15 protein-coding genes are annotated in these 17,751 nt (G+C 68.9%); 2 read left to right on the top strand and 13 right to left on the bottom strand.

From position 1 onward, the window contains the following. Window positions 1–259: 259 nt before the first annotated feature. The 12 genes from murC to PA27867_RS07925 form a co-directional block, all read right to left on the bottom strand. Entirely contained in the window at window positions 260–1,669 is a 1,410-nt protein-coding gene (gene murC / locus PA27867_RS07980; protein ID WP_066595097.1) for a UDP-N-acetylmuramate--L-alanine ligase, read from the bottom strand. A 159-nt stretch (window positions 1,670–1,828) separates the two neighbouring features. Beyond that, window positions 1,829–2,914, bottom strand: a complete 1,086-nt coding sequence (locus PA27867_RS07975; RefSeq protein WP_066595095.1) for a UDP-N-acetylglucosamine--N-acetylmuramyl-(pentapeptide) pyrophosphoryl-undecaprenol N-acetylglucosamine transferase — start codon at window positions 2,912–2,914, stop codon at window positions 1,829–1,831. Further along, window positions 2,911–4,215, bottom strand: a complete 1,305-nt coding sequence (gene ftsW / locus PA27867_RS07970; protein WP_066595093.1) for a putative lipid II flippase FtsW — start codon at window positions 4,213–4,215, stop codon at window positions 2,911–2,913. The genes PA27867_RS07975 and ftsW overlap by 4 nt, the downstream gene beginning before the upstream one ends. Then, entirely contained in the window at window positions 4,184–5,725 is a 1,542-nt protein-coding gene (gene murD / locus PA27867_RS07965) for a UDP-N-acetylmuramoyl-L-alanine--D-glutamate ligase (RefSeq protein WP_236900878.1), read from the bottom strand. The genes ftsW and murD overlap by 32 nt, the downstream gene beginning before the upstream one ends. After that, on the bottom strand, window positions 5,719–6,819 hold the full coding sequence (mraY, locus tag PA27867_RS07960) for a phospho-N-acetylmuramoyl-pentapeptide-transferase (RefSeq protein ID WP_066595088.1): 1,101 nt from the start codon (window positions 6,817–6,819) through the stop codon (window positions 5,719–5,721). The genes murD and mraY overlap by 7 nt, the downstream gene beginning before the upstream one ends. Beyond that, on the bottom strand, window positions 6,813–8,240 hold the full coding sequence (locus PA27867_RS07955) for a UDP-N-acetylmuramoyl-tripeptide--D-alanyl-D-alanine ligase (RefSeq protein ID WP_066595085.1): 1,428 nt from the start codon (window positions 8,238–8,240) through the stop codon (window positions 6,813–6,815). Before PA27867_RS07955 ends, mraY begins: the two co-directional genes overlap by 7 nt. Beyond that, window positions 8,241–9,809 (bottom strand): Mur ligase family protein, encoded by a 1,569-nt coding sequence (locus PA27867_RS07950; protein WP_066595083.1) that lies wholly within the window; start codon window positions 9,807–9,809, stop codon window positions 8,241–8,243. Between the two features lie 13 nt (window positions 9,810–9,822). Continuing rightward, window positions 9,823–11,586 carry a peptidoglycan D,D-transpeptidase FtsI family protein gene (locus PA27867_RS07945; protein ID WP_066595081.1) on the bottom strand — a complete coding sequence of 588 codons (1,764 nt, stop codon included), beginning with the start codon at window positions 11,584–11,586 and terminating at the stop codon, window positions 9,823–9,825. A 48-nt stretch (window positions 11,587–11,634) separates the two neighbouring features. Next, entirely contained in the window at window positions 11,635–12,231 is a 597-nt protein-coding gene (locus tag PA27867_RS07940; protein ID WP_066595078.1) for a hypothetical protein, read from the bottom strand. After that, window positions 12,228–13,220, bottom strand: a complete 993-nt coding sequence (gene rsmH / locus PA27867_RS07935; RefSeq protein ID WP_066599424.1) for a 16S rRNA (cytosine(1402)-N(4))-methyltransferase RsmH — start codon at window positions 13,218–13,220, stop codon at window positions 12,228–12,230. The genes PA27867_RS07940 and rsmH overlap by 4 nt, the downstream gene beginning before the upstream one ends. Before the next feature lie 163 nt (window positions 13,221–13,383). Next, on the bottom strand, window positions 13,384–13,815 hold the full coding sequence (gene mraZ, locus PA27867_RS07930; protein WP_066595076.1) for a division/cell wall cluster transcriptional repressor MraZ: 432 nt from the start codon (window positions 13,813–13,815) through the stop codon (window positions 13,384–13,386). 380 nt (window positions 13,816–14,195) lie between these two features. Next, on the bottom strand, window positions 14,196–14,576 hold the full coding sequence (locus PA27867_RS07925) for a DUF3040 domain-containing protein (RefSeq protein WP_066595074.1): 381 nt from the start codon (window positions 14,574–14,576) through the stop codon (window positions 14,196–14,198). A gap of 73 nt (window positions 14,577–14,649) precedes the next feature. Between PA27867_RS07925 and PA27867_RS07920 the strand changes: the two genes are divergently transcribed. After that, window positions 14,650–15,759 (top strand): polyprenyl synthetase family protein, encoded by a 1,110-nt coding sequence (locus PA27867_RS07920; protein WP_066595068.1) that lies wholly within the window; start codon window positions 14,650–14,652, stop codon window positions 15,757–15,759. 22 nt (window positions 15,760–15,781) lie between these two features. Here the strand turns inward: PA27867_RS07920 and PA27867_RS07915 are convergent, their stop codons facing one another. Next, window positions 15,782–16,150 (bottom strand): Rv2175c family DNA-binding protein, encoded by a 369-nt coding sequence (locus PA27867_RS07915; protein WP_066595066.1) that lies wholly within the window; start codon window positions 16,148–16,150, stop codon window positions 15,782–15,784. A gap of 150 nt (window positions 16,151–16,300) precedes the next feature. Between PA27867_RS07915 and PA27867_RS07910 the strand changes: the two genes are divergently transcribed. Then, window positions 16,301–17,656 carry a muramidase family protein gene (locus PA27867_RS07910; protein WP_084020874.1) on the top strand — a complete coding sequence of 452 codons (1,356 nt, stop codon included), beginning with the start codon at window positions 16,301–16,303 and terminating at the stop codon, window positions 17,654–17,656. Window positions 17,657–17,751: the final 95 nt, after the last annotated feature.

Below are 17,751 nucleotides of genomic sequence, written 5' to 3'. Positions count from 1 at the left end.
CTGCGTCCCGGCCGGGGCCAGCGGGGGCAGAGCGATCGGTTCGGTCGTCGCGTCGGGCTCCGCCCGCGATCGGCCCGTCCCGCCGGGCGCTGCCGTCCGGGTTGCGGCCGTGGGGGATGCCGGCTGGCGCCGCGATGCGGCGGCTCGAGGCTTCCGGGTCGATGCCGGCTCAGGCTCCGGCGGTCCCCCGGCGCCCGGACGGCCCGCCGGGGTGATCCCTGGGGGACGTTTCATGCGCGCGAGATTCGTGCGGGCATGATCAGCGTGCCCCGGCAGCGGTGTCGACGCTGAGCGACGCGAGCAGCTGGGGAACGATGCGGTAGACGTCTCCGCAGCCGAGGGTCACGACGAAGTCACCCTCCTGGGCGATGCTGCCCAGGTAATCGGCGGCATCCTGCCACTCGGGAATGTAGGCGACGTGGGTCGGGTCCTGGAAACGTTCGGAGACGAGTGCGCCCGTGACCCCGGGCTCCGGGTCCTCGCGCGCGCCGTAGACGGCCAGAACGATGGTCTCGTCGGCGTACTTCTCCAGGGTGTCGGCGAATTCCTGCGCGAACAGCCGTGTGCGGCTGTACAGGTGCGGCTGGTGCACGGCGATGATGCGCCCGGTGCCCACGACGGTCCGGGCGGCCGACAGTGCGGCGGCGACCTCGGTGGGGTGGTGCGCGTAGTCGTCGTAGACGCTCACACCGCGCACGGTGCCGTGCAGCTCGAAGCGGCGCTCGGTCCCGCCGAAGGCCGCGATGGCCGCCAGCGACGCGGCCGGGTCGAAGCCGAGGCCGACGAGAACCGCGAAGGCGCCCGCGGCGTTGATGGCGTTGTGGCGGCCGGGGATGCGCAGGGTCGCTGAGTAGTCGGTGCCCGCCCAGCTCACCGTGAAGCCCACCGGGCCGTTGGTGTCGATCGAGTGCACCCGCACGGTGGCGTCCTCGGCCTCGCCGAAGGTGATGATGCGCTTGCCCTCGAGCCGGCCGGTTACGTGCACGGCACCCGGGTCGTCGGAGGAGACCACCACGAGCTCGCCGGCGTTCTGGGCGAACTGCACGAACGCCGCCTCGAAGGCCTCGAGCGAGCCGTAGTGGTCGAGGTGGTCGGGGTCCACATTGGTGATCAGCGCGATCCCGGTGTTGTAAAGCAGGAACGACCCGTCGGATTCATCGGCCTCGACGACGAAGAGGTCGTCGGCGCCGCTGCCCGCGCTCACCCCGAGGGATTCGATGACACCGCCGTTGACGAAGCTGGGGTCCTGGCCGAGCCCGAGCAGCCCGGTGACGATCATGCCCGTCGACGTGGTCTTGCCGTGCGCACCGGCGACGGAGACGAGCCGGTGGGAGCGGATCAGCCAGGCGAGGGCCTGGGAGCGGTGCAGCACGGGCAGGCCGCGTTCGAGTGCGAGGACGTACTCCGGGTTGTCCTGCCAGAGGGCCCCGGTGACCACGAGGCTGTCGGCGTCACCGACATTGGCGGCGTCGTGCCCGATCGCGATGGTCGCGCCCAGGGCGCGGAGCGCCTGGATGTTGTCGGAATCACGCACGTCGGAGCCCGTCACGGTGTGCCCGGCGGCCAGGAACAGGCGGGCGATGCCGCTCATCCCGGAGCCGCCGATGCCCACGAAGTGCACGGTTCCGAGGTCTGCGGGAACGATGAGGGTGAGGTCTGGCTTGATCACGTGACGGTCTTTCTGGCTGGCGGAGCTGGGGAGGCGCAGGTCTGGTTCCACGTTACGCGGCGCTCGACGTGAGGTCGAACGCGGTCTCGCTGTCAGTGTCGCTGTAGTCGGGCGCTGTGCGGCGGTGCCGGGGTGGCACCGGGAAGGTGTGGGAGCCGGTCAGCGGGGCTTCGGCCGTCGCGCGGCCTGGTCGATGAGCTCCACCGTGCGCCGGGTGCCATCGAGCACGCCAACGGAGCGGGCGGCGACACTCATCTCCTGGATGGACCCCGGCTTCCGCAGCAGGGGCAGCAGGGTGGATTCGATCCAGGCGGGCAGGAACCGGGCATCGTCGATGAGGATGCCGCCTCCAGCCGCCACGACGTCGGCCGCGTTGAAGCGCTGTTCTCCGTTCCCGACCGGGTACGGCACATACGCGGCGGGAATGCCCAGCGCGCTCAGTTCGCTCACGGTGGCGGCTCCCGCTCGCGAGACCGCGAAGTCGGCCACCGACAGCGCGAGGTCCATCCGGTCGCAGTAGGCGACCATCCGGTAGCCGTCCAGTCCGGGGTCGGTGACCTCTGCCTTGCTTCCGGTGATGTGCAGCACCTGCCAGCCCGCGGCCACGAGTGCGGGGGCGGCGTCCACGACGGTGCGGTTGATGCGGCGGGCGCCGAGCGACCCGCCGGTCACGAGCAGTGTGGGCAGGTCGGCGGCCAGGCCGAAGAAGGCGAGGCCCTCCGGGCGGGATCCGGCCCGGTCGAGGACCTCGATCTCGCGCCGAAGCGGCATGCCGACGACCTGGGCGTGCCGGAGCCGGGTCCCGGCGAAGGCGACGCCAACGGAGTGTGTGAAGGCCGAGCCGAGCCGGTTGGCCAGGCCGGGCTTGGCGTTGGCCTCGTGGATGGCGATGGGGATTCCGGCGCGCCGGGCGGCGAGGTACGCCGGTGTGGCCACGTAGCCGCCGAAGCCCACCACGACGTCCACCTGGCGACGGCGCAGGGTGGCGGCGACCTCGTTGATCGCCCGGTTGAACCGTGGCAGGAAACGCAGGGCGGCGCGGTTGGGCCGACGTGGGAACGGGAGGCGGGGCACGATGAGCAGTTCGTAGCCGCGCTCGGGAACCAGCCGGGACTCCAGGCCCTCGCTCGTTCCGAGCACGAGCACCGTGGCGTCGGGGTCGCGCGCGCGGAGCGCGTCAGCCACAGCGAGCAGCGGATTCACGTGGCCGGCGGTTCCGCCGCCGGCGAGCAGATAGGTGGTCATCGAACCGTTCCTCGTTTCGGTGCCGTGCGCACGGGCCCGGCGGCGACGGGAGCCGCGACCGGGCGGGCCTGGGCATCCTGCTGCAGGTTGTGGTCGCTGCGTGCGAAGGAGAGCACGACGCCGATGGCGGCGAGGGTGGTGAGCAGCGCCGTGCCACCGGCGGAGATCAGGGGCAGCGGCACCCCGAGCACGGGGAGCACCCCGAGCACGACGCCGATGTTCACCATCGCCTGGCCGATGATCCAGACCATGACGGCCGCCGTGGTCACCCTGATCTGCAGGTTGGTGGTGCCGTGCATGATGCGGATGAAGGCGAACGCGAGCAGGATGAACATCAGGAGCACGACGATGGCGCCGATGAGACCGAGCTCCTCGCCGATGATGGCGAAGATGTAGTCGTTGTCGGCGGCGGGCAGCCAGGACCACTTGGCCTTGGAGTTGCCGAGCCCCACGCCGAACACTCCCCCGTTGGCCAGCGCCCAGGTGCCGTGCAGCGGTTGCCAGCAGGCGGCCGAGATCGTGCCGTTGAGTTCGTGGCAGGTGTCGACGGCGAAGCTGAGGATGCGGGTCATCCGGTTCTCGCTCGTGACGGCCAGCAGACCGCCGACGACGATTCCGGCCCCCAATGGGGCGGCGAGCATGCGCAGCCGCACACCGGCGAAGAACAGCGCGCCGAAGAGGATGCCCGCCATGATGATGACGGTTCCGAGGTCACCACCGATCATGACGAGCATGATCGACCCGCCGCCGACGCCGAAGACGGGGATGTACACGTGTCGCCAGTCGTCGAGCTTGTCCTTCTTCTGCGCCAGGAGCACGCCCAACCAGACCACCAGGGCCACCTTGATGGCCTCTGAGGGCTGGAACTGCACGCTCCCGATCGCGAGCCAGTTGGTGTTGCCCGCCACGGTGATGCCCAGCGGGGTGAAGACCACGAGGCACTGGAAGAAGCAGGAGACCAGGAGGGCCGGCCAGGCGACCCGTTGCCAGAACGGCACGGGCAGCCGGCTGATCACGAGCATCAGCGGGATGCCGAGGACGGCGAAGATGCCCTGCCGGAAGAGGCCGCCGTAGAAGCCCGCGTCCTCGAGGTAGGAGTCGACCGACGAGGAGGACAGCACCATGACCAGGCCGAAGAGCACCAGGAACAGCGTGGTACCCAAAAGCAGAAGGTAGTTGGTGGATTCGGCCCGGAAGACCCGGCCGAGATTGATGCGGGTCAGCGAGCTGCGTACCTGTCCGAGCGGTGCGGGGGTGTTACCGCCGGCCTCAGGCACCCGGGTACGAGGACGAGTCTTCATGCGACCCACCTCCCAAATAATCGTGAACGGCCTGGGCGAACTTCGCCCCGCGTTCCGCGTAGCTCGCGAACTGGTCCATGGACGCCGCTGCCGGAGCCAGCAGGACGACGTCTCCGGCCTCGGCCAGCGAGCCGGCCAGGCCGACCGCTGACGGCATGACCTCACCAGTGTCATCTGAGTCGATCTCGAATACCCGCAGGGCGGGGGCGTGTCGCCGGAATGCCGCGAGGACTTCGTCCCGTTCGACTCCGATGATCACCGCTCCGCGCAACCGGCCGACGTGCCGGGCCACCAGATCACCGATGTCGACCCCCTTGAGCAGCCCGCCGACCAGCCAGACGACGGAGTCGAAGGCCGCCAGCGAGGCGTCGGCGGCGTGCGGGTTGGTCGCCTTGGAGTCGTCGACCCAGCTGATGCCGTCCTGCACCGCGACGACCTCGATGCGGTGCGCGTCGAGCCTGAAGGTCTCCAGGGCGGCGCGGATGGCCGCGGGGTCGACATCGAACGAGCGCGCAAGCGCCGCGGCGGCCAGGATGTTGGCCACCACGTGGGGCGCGGCCAGGCCGGCCGCGGCGAGGTCGCTGACTGTGGTGAGCTCGATGGCGCTGTCGAACCGGTCCTCGAGGAAGGCCCGGTCGCAGACGATGCCGTCGACGATGCCCAGGTCGCTGGGGCCGGGCACGCCCAGCCCGAAGCCGATGGCCCGGGCGCCGTCGCCCACCTCGGCGTCTTCGACCATGCGCATGGTCGCGAGGTCGGCCTTGTTGTACACGCAGGCCACAGTGGTGTTCGCGTAGACCTTGGCCTTCGCATCCCGGTAGGCGTCGGCCGAGCCGTGCCAGTCGAGGTGGTCGTCGGCCACGTTGAGGCAGACGCTCGACCAGGGCACCAGCGCGCCTGGGCCGGTGAGGGGCAGGTGGTGCAGTTGGTAGCTGGAGAGCTCGACGACGAGCACGTCCCAGCCCTGCGGATCGCGCACGGCGTCCAGCACGGGCACGCCGATGTTGCCGCAGGGCGCCACCCGGTGGCCGCCTGCCGCGAGCATGGTCGCCGCGAGCTGCACCGTGGTGGTCTTGCCGTTGGTGCCGGTGACGAGGATCCACGGCGCGGGCGGGCCCACCTTGTCGCGCAGCCGCCAGGCCAGTTCGATGTCGCCCCAGACCGGGATCGACTCGGAGCGGGCCCAGAGCAGCACGGGGTGGTCGGGGTGGAACCCCGGTGACACGATGATGAGTTCTGGGGCGTGTGCCGCGAGGCCGACCGGCACGGAGTCCAGGTCGGCGGTCAGCAACGGGATGCCGAGGACCTCGAGCAGGCGGGCCCGGTCGTCCGGGGCGGTGCCGGCCACGACGAGCACGTCCGCGCCGAGCTCGCCGAGGGTGTCTGCCGCGGCGAAACCGGTCATGCCCAGGCCCAGGACGGCCACGCGCAGCCCGGTCCAGTCCGAGTGCCAGCTCGTCAGACGCTCCAGGCGCTCGTCGGACGGGGTGTCTGCGGAATGGGTTACCACAGTCGGGCCAGCCATTCGAGGTAGAAGGTGCCGACGCCGGCGGCGACGAGCAGCCCGCCGATGATCCAGAAGCGCACCACCACAGTGACCTCGGCCCAGCCCTTGAGTTCGAAGTGGTGATGGATCGGGCTCATCAGGAAGATCCGTTTGCCCCGGGTGACCTTGAAGTAGGCACGCTGGACGATCACGGAGCCGGCTTCGATGACGAAGAGGCCGCCGATGAGGACCAGGAGCAGTTCGGTGCGGCTGAGGATGGCCAGCGCGGCCAGCGCGCCGCCCAGGCCGAGCGAGCCGGTGTCGCCGAGGAAGATCTTCGCCGGGCTGGTGTTCCACCAGAGGAAGCCGATCAGTCCGCCGACGATCGCGGCGGCCACGATGGCGAGGTCGAAGGAGTCTGGTCCGGGGTAACACTTGTACATGTCGGCGATGTCCGATCCGCCGGGGTTGCAGGACTGGTTCGACTGCCAGAAGCCGATGATGATGTAGGACCCGATCGCGAAGACCAGCGAGCCCGTGGCGAGACCGTCGAGCCCGTCGGTGACGTTGACGCCGTTGGAGGTCGCCGCCACGATCAGGCAGATCCAGACGATGAACGCGGCGATCCCGATGAAGGTGCCGAGCTTCATGAAGTCCAGCGGCAGGTCCCGGATGAAGGAGATGTGCGTGGAAGCCGGTGTCTCGCCATTCTTGTCGGGGAACTGCAGCGCCATCCAGCCGAAGGCGCCGGCGACGACGACCTGTCCGGCGATCTTCTGCCAACCGCCGAGGCCCAGGCTGCGCTGATTGCGGGTCTTCAGGAAGTCGTCGAGGAAGCCGACCAGTCCGAGACCGACCATCATGAACAGCACGAGCAGCGGGGATGCCGTCAGCGGACGATGTTCTATCCACATGGCGAGGAAGTAGCTGACCAGGACGCCGACGATGATGATGATGCCGCCCATGGTGGCGGTACCGCGTTTGGCGTGGTGGCTCTTGGGTCCGTCATCGCGGATGAACTGGCCCCAGCCGAGCTTGTGGAAGAGCCGGATGAACAGCGGGGTCAGGAGCAGCGTGAAGACGAGGGACATCGCTCCAGCCAGCAGGAGGGCTACCACGAGTACAACTTTCCCAGTCGGTCGCCGAGGAAACGGAGTCCGGCTGAATTCGATGATTTGACGAGCACGGTGTCGCCGGGCTTCACGGTGTCGCTCAGCAGGGCGAAGGCCTCGTCGGCGTTGTCGACGTAGGCCGACTCGCCGTCCCAGGAGCCTTCGTTGATGGTGCTGATGTGCATTCGCCGGGCGGCGGGGCCGACCACGACGAGTTGGGAGATGTTGAGGCGCACGGCGAGCAGGCCGATCCGGTCGTGCTCGTCGCCGGCCAGTTCGCCCAGTTCGCTCATCTCGCCGAGGACGGCGATGCTGCGCCCGTCGGGCTTGCGGATCTGGGCCAGGGTCTTGAGGGCCGCCGTCATCGAGTCGGGGCTGGCGTTGTAGGCGTCGTTGATGACGGTGATGTCGTCGCGTCCGCCCATGACCTCCATGCGCCACCGTTCGGCGACCGTGACGGATTCGAGGGCCGAGACGATGTCGTCGATGGGCACGCCGATGACGTCGGCGACCGCGGCCGCTGCCAGGGCGTTCATCACATGGTGTTCGCCGAGGACCCGGAAGGAGACCGGCCGACTCGCGCCGCCCGGCAGGTGCAGCGTGAAGCTCGTGCCGGTGCGGGTGCCGTGGATGGCGGAGGCGCGCACGGCGGCGTTCTCGCCCTCGCCGAACCACACCACGCGCGCTTTCGTGAGAGCGGCCATCCCGGCCACCCTGTCGTCGTCCACGTTGAGCACGGCCACATCGCTCGGCAGCAGGTCGGTGACCATCTCCGACTTGGTGCGCACGGTGGCGTCGATTCCGCCGAAGCCGCCCGCGTGGGCGAGGCCGACCTTGAGCACGACGCCGATATCGGGCCGGGCCATCCGCACCAGGCGCCGGATCTCGCCTTCGGCGCTCGCGCCCATCTCGGCGACGAGGAATTCGGTCTGCTCGGTGACCTCGAGCATGGTCAGCGGGGCGCCGACCTCGTTGTTGAAGGAGGCGCGTGCCGCCACCGTGGGGCCGACACGCTCGAGGATGGCCTTGAGCAGGTTCTTGGTGGTGGTCTTGCCGTTGGATCCGGTGATGCCGATGACCCGGAGGGGTCCGGTGGCGCGCACGCGGGCGATGACCGCGGTGGCCAGGTCGCCCAGGCCGGTCACGGCGTCCGGCACGAGCACCTGGGCGACGGGAAGGTCGAGCAGGCGTTCGACGATGATCAGGACGGCGCCGTTGGCGACGGCGGCCGGCGCGAAGAGGTGACCGTCGGTCTCCTCCCCCGGCTTGGCGACGAAGATGTCGCCGGAGGCGACCTCTCGGGAGTCGGTGTGGACCGCGCCGCTCACGAGAGAGTCGGCGGTCAGCGTGTCGGATGCGGCGGGCGCGGCAAGGTGAAGCTCACCGTTCATGGCCGCCGCGATCTCGGTCAGGCTCAGGGCGATCATCTACAGCCACCCGGCTTCCTGCAGAGCGAGGCGGGCATCGTCCCGGGCGGAATAGGGCAGTTTCACACCCGCCACCTCCTGGTAGTTCTCGTGGCCGGGGCCTGCGTAGAGCACGACATCGCCCTCTCCGGCCAGCGACAGGGCGCGGCGGAAGGCCGTCGCGGGGTCGGGGACCTCGTAGAGTTCGCCGTCCGGGACCGCGACGCGGGCCGCGTCGAGGAGGGTGGCCCGGATGCTCGCGGCGTCTTCGAAGCGCGGGTGGAAGTTGGTGATGACGACGGCGTCGGCGCCGCGGGCGGCGATGGCGCCCATGTCGGCGCGCTTGGTCTTGTCCCGGTCGCCGTCGGCCCCGAACACCATGATGATGCGGCCGGTGGTCGAGGCCCGGATCGCGGCCAGGGTGTTGAGGAAGGCGTCGGGGCTGTGCCCGTAGTCGATGTAGACGAGAGGCCCGCGGTCCCCGGAGATGAGCTCGGCCCGACCGGGGATGTAGGCGGTGATGCCGCCGTCCCGCTCCAGGGCGTGCTCGATGGCCGCGAGGTCGAAACCGGACTCAACGAGCATCACGATGGCCAGGGCCGCGTTGGCGGCCATGTACCAGCCCAGCAGCGGGACCTGGGTGTGCAGGCGTCGGCCATCCGGACCCTCGAGCGTGAACTCGGTGGAGCGTGCTCCGGTCGCGACGACGTGCATGTGCCAGTCGGCCTCGATATCCGAGGTGTCCATGGTGCCGATGTGGGGGTGGTTGGCGAGGGTGGTGACCGGGATGCGGCTCTCGGCGGCGATCCGACGGCCCCACTCGGAGTCGACCGTGACGACGCCGCGCCGGGACCGGTCGGGCTGGAAGAGCTCCAGTTTGGCCTGGAAGTACTCCTCCATGTCCCCGTAGTCGTCGAGGTGGTCGTGCGAGAGGTTGGTGAACCCGGTGAGGTCGAAGACCAGGCCGTCGACCCGGTGCCGGCTGACCGCCTGTGCCGAAACCTCGACACCCACGGCGCGAACCTCGGCTTCGCGCATCCGCGCCAGGAGGGCGTGCAGCTCGCTGGCCTCCGGGGTGGTGAGCGAGCTGGTGACCGCGACGTCGCCGATCCGGCGTTCGGCGGTGGAGGTGAGTCCGGCCACCACTCCGAGCTGGCTGAGGATCGCGAAGAGGAGGTAGACGACGCTGGTCTTGCCGTTGGTGCCGGTGACGGCGAACAGCGTGGCCGGGTTGTCGGCCGTGCGGTGGATCCAGGCGGACACCGCCCCGAGGGCCAACCGCACGTCCGCCGTGACGAGAATGGGGAGCCCGCAGTCGGCGGCCAGGAGCGCACCGGCTTCGTCGGTGAGCACAGCCACTGCGCCGGCCTCGCGGGCGGCGGCGGCGAAGGAGGCCCCGTGGATGAGGCGCCCGGGCATCCCCACGTAGAGGTCGCCGGGCTGTACGGTGCGGGAGCTCAGGCTCACGCCGGTCAGCTCCCGGGTACCCGCGTCGCCGCGGAGGTCAAGTTTGAATTCATCGACTAGTCCCGACAACGACCGCGGGACCGGATGCTGAGGACGGAGAGCCGAGGGTGCCAAATCGGTCACGAGGCTCACTTTCTTACCAGGTACCGGAGAGATCAGGCGCGGCGGCGCCCGAGGGAACTGCCCGGTACTTCTTCAGCACCTGACTCATGACTTCCTGGAAGACCGGAGCGGATGCTGCTGAAGAATTCATGTTAACAGGATCGGCCAGACTCACCGAAACGACGTACTGCGGATCGTCGGCCGGGGCGAAGCCCGACACCGACACAAGATAGCCCTTGGTGTACCCGCCGTTGCCGTCGGGCATCTGGGCCGTTCCGGTCTTGGCGGCCACGCGGTAGCCGGGGATCTTCCACTTCTCGGCGAGCCAGCCCTGCTGGTAGACCATCTCGAGCATGTCGGCGGTCTCGCGGGCCGCGGTGGGCGACACGACCTGGGTGCCCTCGGTGGAGGGAACCTCGGTCACGGTGCCGTCTGCGGCCTTGCAGCCGGACACCAGCTGCACGGGCATGCGCACCCCGTTGTTGGCGATGGTCTGGTAGATGCTCGACACCTGCAGGGCCGTCGTGGTCAGGCCCTGGCCGAACATGGTGGCGTAGGCGGTCTGGTTGTCCCAGTTCTCCGCGGCGTGCAGGATGCCGGAGTCCTCGGCGGGGAAGCCGCTCTCGGTGACGCTGCCGACACCGAACTTGGTCATGTAGTCGTAACGCTGCTGGTCGTTCAGGAGCTCGCCGAACTTGGACATGCCCGTGTTGGACGACTCGATGAGGACACCCGTCAGCGTCAGCCGCAGGTCGCCGTGCGCAGAGCTGTCGTTGATGTTGGCTCCGTTGGCGGGCAGGTAGCGGTACGGGGCGACGACCTGGGAGTTCGGGTCGGCGAGGCCTGCGTCGATGACGGATGCCGCGGTGAGGGCCTTGAAGGTCGAGCCGGGCTCGTACGAGGCGCTGAAGGCGCGGGAGCCGCGGTCGTCAGGGTTGGTCGTCGCGCTCACATTGTTGGGGTCGACGGCGGGATAGTCGGCAACGGCGACGAGCTTGCCGGTCTTGACCTCCTGCACGACGACGTTGCCCCAGGCGGCGCCGGTGGCCTGGGCCTGCTTGGCGAGCACCTGCTGGACGAACCACTGCAGGTCGGAGTCGATGGTGGTGACGACATCGCTGCCGTCCACGGCGGCCTTCGTGGTGACCGTGCTTTCGGGCAGGCGCACGCCGTCGGCGCCGCGCTCATAGGTCTCGATGCCGTTGTTGCTGGCCAGGCAGGAGTCCTGACCCAGCTCGAGGCCGGCCTGGGCCTCGCCCTCACCGGAGACGAAGCCGACGAGGTTGCCGGCGACGGCGCCGTTGGGGTAGACCCGGCTCGGGTTCTGGTAGAGGTACAGCCAGGGGATGTCGAGGGCGTCGAGGGCGCGGAAGGCATCGACATCGACCTGCTTGGTGATGTAGGCGAAATCGGACTTGGGGTTCTCGGTCAGGGAGTCCGTGACGATGCCCTGCACGGCCTCGGCGGTCTGGCCGGTGATGGCCCCGATCTCGGCCGCGGCCTGGGCCACCGGCACCGAGACATCCTTGCCGTTGACGGTGCGGGTGAAGGTGCTGGTGTTCTTGGGCGAGACGACGACGTCGTAGCGCATGACCGTTCCGGCCAGCACGACCCCGTTGGCGTCGAGGATCTCGCCGCGGGAGCCGTAGACCGTCTTCTCCACCGAGCGATTGCCGAGGGAGTCGGCGCTGAGGGAGTCGGCGCGCACCACCTGGATATCGACGAGGCGTACCACGAAGAGTCCGATGATCGCGACGAGGACGAGAATCGTCGCCGCCACCCTGCGCTTGCTGGACATGCTTCTTTTCGCCACGTGTGGTCCTCCTGTACCGGACTGTACCGGCGTTTAGCGAGTGGTCGGCGACGGCAGGCCGTCGGTCACGGCAACTGCCAGCGGAGCCGATCCGCCGATGGGCGCGGCGGCCGCGGACGCGACGCTGGCCCCCTGGCCGCCTGCGGGCAGCTGGGTCACCAGCGGCACCCCGGCCAGCAGCGCGTTGGGCACCAGGCTCGCGGCGCCGGCCTGGCTGCCGCTGGCCGAGCTCGGCGCACCGAGGACGGCGCCGTCGGAGAGACGGAGGTAGGCGGGGCTGGAGTTGCTGACCATGCCCAGGGCCTCGGCGTTGGCGGCCAGGCTCTGCGGCGAGGACACCCGGATGAGGTCCTCGCTCACGCTGCTGGCCGTGCGGCCGAGTTCGACCTGGCTCGCGCGCAGTGCCGAGATCTCGTAGGCCCCCTGGGAGATTCCGACGCTCAAGAGGAGCTGGGCGACGATGACCGCCCCGACGCAGGCCACGGCCGACAGCGCGTAGACCACGCGCGGCCGCTTGTGCGCGCTCGGGCTGACGATCTCGATGTGGCGGCGTTCTTCCGCCCCGGTGTGCGGCGCGCGATCCGGACGCAGCGGTGCCGATTCAAATGCCCGGGCCAGGTTGTCGCTCATTCGGCTCTCCTCAGTCGTTCAGCGGCACGCAGGCGAACCGACGTTGCACGGGGGTTGATGGCTTTCTCGTCCTCGGACGCCTGCTCGGCGCCGCGGATGAGCAGAGTGAACAGCGGCTTGTGCTCCGGCAGTTCGACGGGGAGTCCGGCGGGGGCGCTGGACGTGGAGGCGGCGGCGAACATCCGCTTGACGATGCGGTCTTCGAGCGACTGGTAGGCCATCGTCACGATGCGGCCGCCGACGGCGACAGCTTCCATCGCGGCGGGGATGGCGCGTTCGAGAACGGCCAGTTCCTGGTTGACCTCGATGCGGAGCGCCTGGAACACCCGCTTGGCGGGGTGCCCCATCCGCTGCACCGCGACGGGGGTGACCTTGGTGATGACCTCGACCAGCTGCGCCGACCGGACGAACGGCGCGGTCTCGCGGGCCTCGACGATCGCCTTGGCGTAGCGTCCGGCGAGTTTCTCCTCGCCGTACTCCTGGAAGATGCGACGCAGTTCGGCCTCGCTGTAGTCGGCGAGGATGCGTTCGGCGGTGAGCGGCGAGGTGCTGTCCATGCGCATGTCCAGCGGGGCGTCCTTGGAATAGGAGAAGCCGCGCTCGACCTGGTCGAGCTGCATGCTGGAGACGCCCAGGTCGAACAGGATGCCCTGGACCTCGCTGATGCCGAGACCGGCGAGGGCGTCGAGGATGCCGTCGTAGACCGTGTGGACCAGGTGGATGCGGTCGTGGAACGGCTTGAGGCGCTCCTCGGCGATGGCCAGCGCGTCGAGGTCGCGGTCCAACCCCACCAGGGTGAGTCCGGGGAAGCGGCTGAGCATGGCTTCGGCGTGGCCGCCCATGCCGAGGGTGGCGTCGACGAGGATCGCGCCGGGCTTGTCCAGAACGGGACCCAGGAGCTCGATGCTGCGCTCCAGCAGCACCGGGGTGTGGATCTCGCTCAGCTGGGGCCGGTCGCCCGGGCTCGCTGCGGTGGTGTCGGTGGTCATCTCGTCGTTCGGCTTGTTGTTCGTGTTGTCGTTGATGTTGGTGCCGTTGCTGTCGTTGTTCATAGCTACCCGGGCTGGATCCTGGGGCCGGATCCCCATCCGTTCCGCCTGGCACCGGGGAAGTGTGTCAGGAGGGCGACGGCTGGGAGTCGAGCACCAGGAGCTAGAAGAGTCCCGGAATCACCTCCTCCGTGATGTTGGCGAACGAGGTTTCCTGCTCGGCGAGGTAGGTGTCCCAGACCTCGGTGTCCCAGATCTCCACGCGGTTGCCCACGCCGATGACCGTAAGGTCGCGGTCGAGTCCCGCGTACGCCCTGAGGTTGGCCGGGATGGTGACGCGGTTCTGCTTGTCGGGGGTTTCGGCGCTGGCTCCCGACAGGAAGACGCGGAAGAAGTCCCGCCCCTCCTTGCTCGTGATGGGCGCCTGGCGGATCTTCTCGTGCACCTCGTCGAAGTCACGCGAGGTGAAGACGTAGAGGCAGCGTTCCTGACCGCGAGTCATCACGATGCCGGTCGAGAGCTCGTCGCGGAATTTGGCCGGCAGGATGACGCGTCCTTTGTCGTCGAGCTTGGGGGCATAGGTCCCGAGGAACATTCGTCACCCCTCTCTTCCGGCCAAGGTCAGGTGTTGCTCCACTTTACTCCACTATCAACCACTGCGTCTGGAAATCAGGGTGTTTTGCCGTTTATTCGCCGAATTATTCCCCGAATTCACAGGGAATCACCGGGTGGAGGGAAATCCCAGATTTTGGAGCACTTCTGCCCGATTTTGGGCATGAAAAAGGGCCGACCGTGTGGTCGGCCCGTGCGGGTTCCGGCTAGTGGGGCAAAAGGGAGGTTCGCGGGGAGAGCGGGATGCGGCTGCAAACGAAAACGCCCGCCATCCTGGGTGCGCCAGGGGCGGGCGTTTCTCGGGCAGACCGGATCGTTGAGCCGGCGGCTCTGCGTGATGGGCTCATGGAGCCCATCCGTAGGTTATTGCTGTCCGTCCTGGCGGCGGTCCCAGCGGTCGTTGAGCTTGTCCATGAAGCCCTGCTGGGTGCGCGCCTGCGCGGGGCGGCGGGTCTGGGAGGACGACGGCCTCGTCGCCCGGGCGGTGCGACCCGGCGTGATGGCCAGAAGCACCCCGCCGAACATGATGATGAATCCGATGATGCCCAGCCAGAGCTGCTGCACCGCAACGCCGGCCACAAGAGTCGCGATCCCCACGACGCCGGCGAGGACCCCGAGGACTATGGATCGGTAATTGGGGCGGAGGCGCGTGCCCCCGACGCTCGCCACGAATTCGGCATCGTTGTGATAGAGACTGCGCTCCATCTCTTCGAGGAGTCGCTGCTCTTGTTCTGAAAGCGGCATCTCATTCCTCCAATTGGGGATCGAGCGGATTAGACCCTAATTCTAGTCCCGCCGAGATGGCTAGGCTAGGCACGTGGCTCAAAGCACTCGACTGGTCGATCTGGTTCATTCTCGCATCGACGAATTCATCAATACGCGTGAATCAATTGTGACGACCATCAGCCCTGACCTCACTGTGCTGGTGGACTTCTCACGGCAGTTTCTCAGCGGCGGGAAGCGCTTCCGGGCCCAGTTCGCACACCTCGGCTGGCAGAGCGTTCCGGCGACCGCGCCGACGTCTTCCGACGAGGTCCCCGCGGGCCTGGCCGGGCTGGTGTCGGCGGCCAGCGCACTGGAGGTCTTCCATGCCGCGGCGCTCGTCCACGACGACATCATCGACAACTCGGACACCCGCAGGGGCGCCCCCTCGGCGCACCGGCGCTTCGAGAGCCTGCACGGCGCCAACGGATGGGCCGGAAGCCCCGCCGACTTCGGCCGCGCCTCGGCGATCCTGCTCGGCGACCTCCTGCTCGGCTGGAGCGACGAACTGCTCGACGAGGGCCTCGACGCCGCCGCCGACCGGGTCAGCGCACGGCGCGCCCGCACCGAGTTCAACCTCATGCGCACCGAGGTCACGGCCGGCCAGTACCTCGACATCCTGGAGGAGCGGGCCTGGCTCACCCAGCCGGAAGCGGAGCTGCTCGACCGCGCCGTGCGGGTCATCGTCTTCAAGTCGGCCAAGTACAGCGTGCAGGCACCGCTCGTGATCGGCGCGGCCCTCGCCGGCGCCGATGACGACCAGCTCGACATCCTGCGGGCATTCGGGCTGCCGCTCGGGATCGCCTACCAGTTGCGCGACGACCTGCTCGGCGTGTTCGGCGATGCAAGCGTCACTGGCAAGCCCAGTGGCGACGACCTGCGCGAGGGCAAGCGCACCGTTCTGATCGCGCTGGCCAGGGAACGCCTGGACACGGCATCCCGCGGTACCGTCGACAGACTGCTCGGGCGCCCCGACCTCACGCCGGAGCAGATCTCCGAGCTGCAGCAGATCATCGTCGACAGCGGCGCCGTCGACAGGGTCGAGACCCTGATCCAGGAGAACGTGACTCAGGCTCTCGCCGCCCTGGACGGTTCGCTCGTGGAACAGAGCGTGCTGGTCGCGCTCACCGACTTCGCCGGCACGGTGACCCGGCGGGTCTTCTAGGCGTTCGAGCGGCCGGGCCGGATCAGGCCAGGGCCTGCGCCACTCGGCGAACCTCGGCCTTGCGTCCGGCCAGGAGTGCGTCGATGGGGGGAACGCCGAGGCTGTCGTCCACCTCGAGCAGCCATTCCATGGCCTGCTCGTCGGTGAAGCCGTCATCGGAGAGCACGATCAGCGTGCCGCGAAGCTCACCCACCGGTGCTCCCTCACGAATGAAGGACGCCGGGACGCTGACCTTGCCGTCGCGACGGATCGCGAGAAGGTGCTTGTCTTCGATGAGCTGGCGCACCCGGCTGTGGCTGATCCCGAGGACCTCGACGAGGTCGGGGATGGAGTACCACTCGGGGGTGGAGGAAGGAACGGACTGCTGTGGAGCGGAAGACGAATCGGTCACCTTCCAAGCCTCCCACGATTCAGCACCGGCGACAAACCCCCTATCAGCCCCGGTCACGCGGGTGATCTGGGTCGTTGCCGCGTGGTTAATTGACTCGGCCTCGCTTCTGTGTGAGCGTTGAGGACACATCATCTATCGATAGGACGTGCAATGCCGGTCAGAGCCAGCAAAATCGAATCGGGGACGGTCACCGCCGACTCCCCCGGTGCTGACTCCCCCGTCGAGTCGGCGGTCGTGCGCCCCGCAGCACGACGCCGACCGGCGAAGACCGGTGCGCGGCGCTCCTGGGGAGCGGTGGCGAGCATCCCCCTGGTCCTCGTGAGCACCGTGGCCATCGTGTTCAACCTGGCGTCACCCGCCCAGGCGGCCACTGCCCTGAAGAAGCCGTTGAAGACCCGCACGACGCTGCCCCAGGCGGCGGTCAAGCCGGTCCAGACCGTGCGCCCGGCGACGTCGACCCCGGCTCCGAACCAGTACACGGTCGTCGACGGCGACACCATCAGCGCCATCGCGGGCAAGTTCGGTCTCTCGACGGCGTCCGTCCTCGCGCTCAACGGCCTGGGCTGGAGCGCGGTCATCTTCCCCGGCCAGGTCCTCACGCTCTCCACCTCCCCGGTGACGGCAGCGGCCGCCCCGGCGGCGGTCGCCAGCGAACTCACTCGCTACACGATCCGTTCCGGCGACACCCTCAGCGGGATCGCGGCCGCCAACGGCGTGAGCGCCGATGCCGTCTTCCGTGCCAACGGTCTGGGCCGCGACAGCATCATCTTCCCCGGCCAGGTCATCGTGCTCCCGGCGGCCGGATCGTCCGCCGTGGCCGGTGGACCCCAGGTCTCGCTCGCTTCCGCCACGTCGGCGTCGACCGGCAGCCACACCGTGGTCTCCGGCGACACCGTCGACAAGGTGGCCGGCGCCGCCGGCGTCTCGGTGCAGGCGGTCCTCGAGGCCAACGGCCTGGGCTGGTCGAGCGTCATCCACCCCGGCCAGGTCTTGAAGATCCCCGGTTCGGCGCCCGTGCTGGACGCCGCACCCGCCGTTGTCGTCACCCCGACCGCGACCGTCGCGCCTGCGGCCACGGCCGTGCGCGAAACCGTCACCCCCCTGACCTCGGAGATGGCCGCGAACGCGCGGCTGATCATCGCCGTCGGACGCCAGGCCGGAGCCAACGACGCCGCCCTGGTCGTCGCCCTGGCCGCGGCCGCCCAGGAGTCCGGCCTGCGCAACATCAACTACGGCGACCGCGACTCACTCGGACTCTTCCAGCAGCGGCCGAGCTCCGGCTGGGGAACCGCCGAGCAGGTCATGGATGCCGAGCGCGCCAGCCGTGCCTTCTTCGGCGGCCCGGTCAACCCCAACGCCGGTGTCACCCGCGGGCTGCTGGACATCCCGAATTGGCAGAGCATGACGGTCACCCAGGCGGCCCAGGCCGTGCAGATCTCCGCCTACCCCGACCTCTACGCCAATTGGGAGGCTTCTGCCAGGAGCTGGCTCGCCGAACTCGGCTGACCGGCCCCGACCGGCCGCACGCGGTCGACGCTGGAGACAGTGATCGAATCGTGTCCCGCCGCGCTGGTGGTCGATCCCGAGGAACGCGCGAGAAT

It is taken from the genome of Cryobacterium arcticum (assembly GCF_001679725.1).
Taxonomy (GTDB): domain Bacteria; phylum Actinomycetota; class Actinomycetes; order Actinomycetales; family Microbacteriaceae; genus Cryobacterium; species Cryobacterium arcticum_A.
Note: the sequence above shows the minus strand (reverse complement) of the source record. Positions and strands in the feature narration are given on the sequence as shown.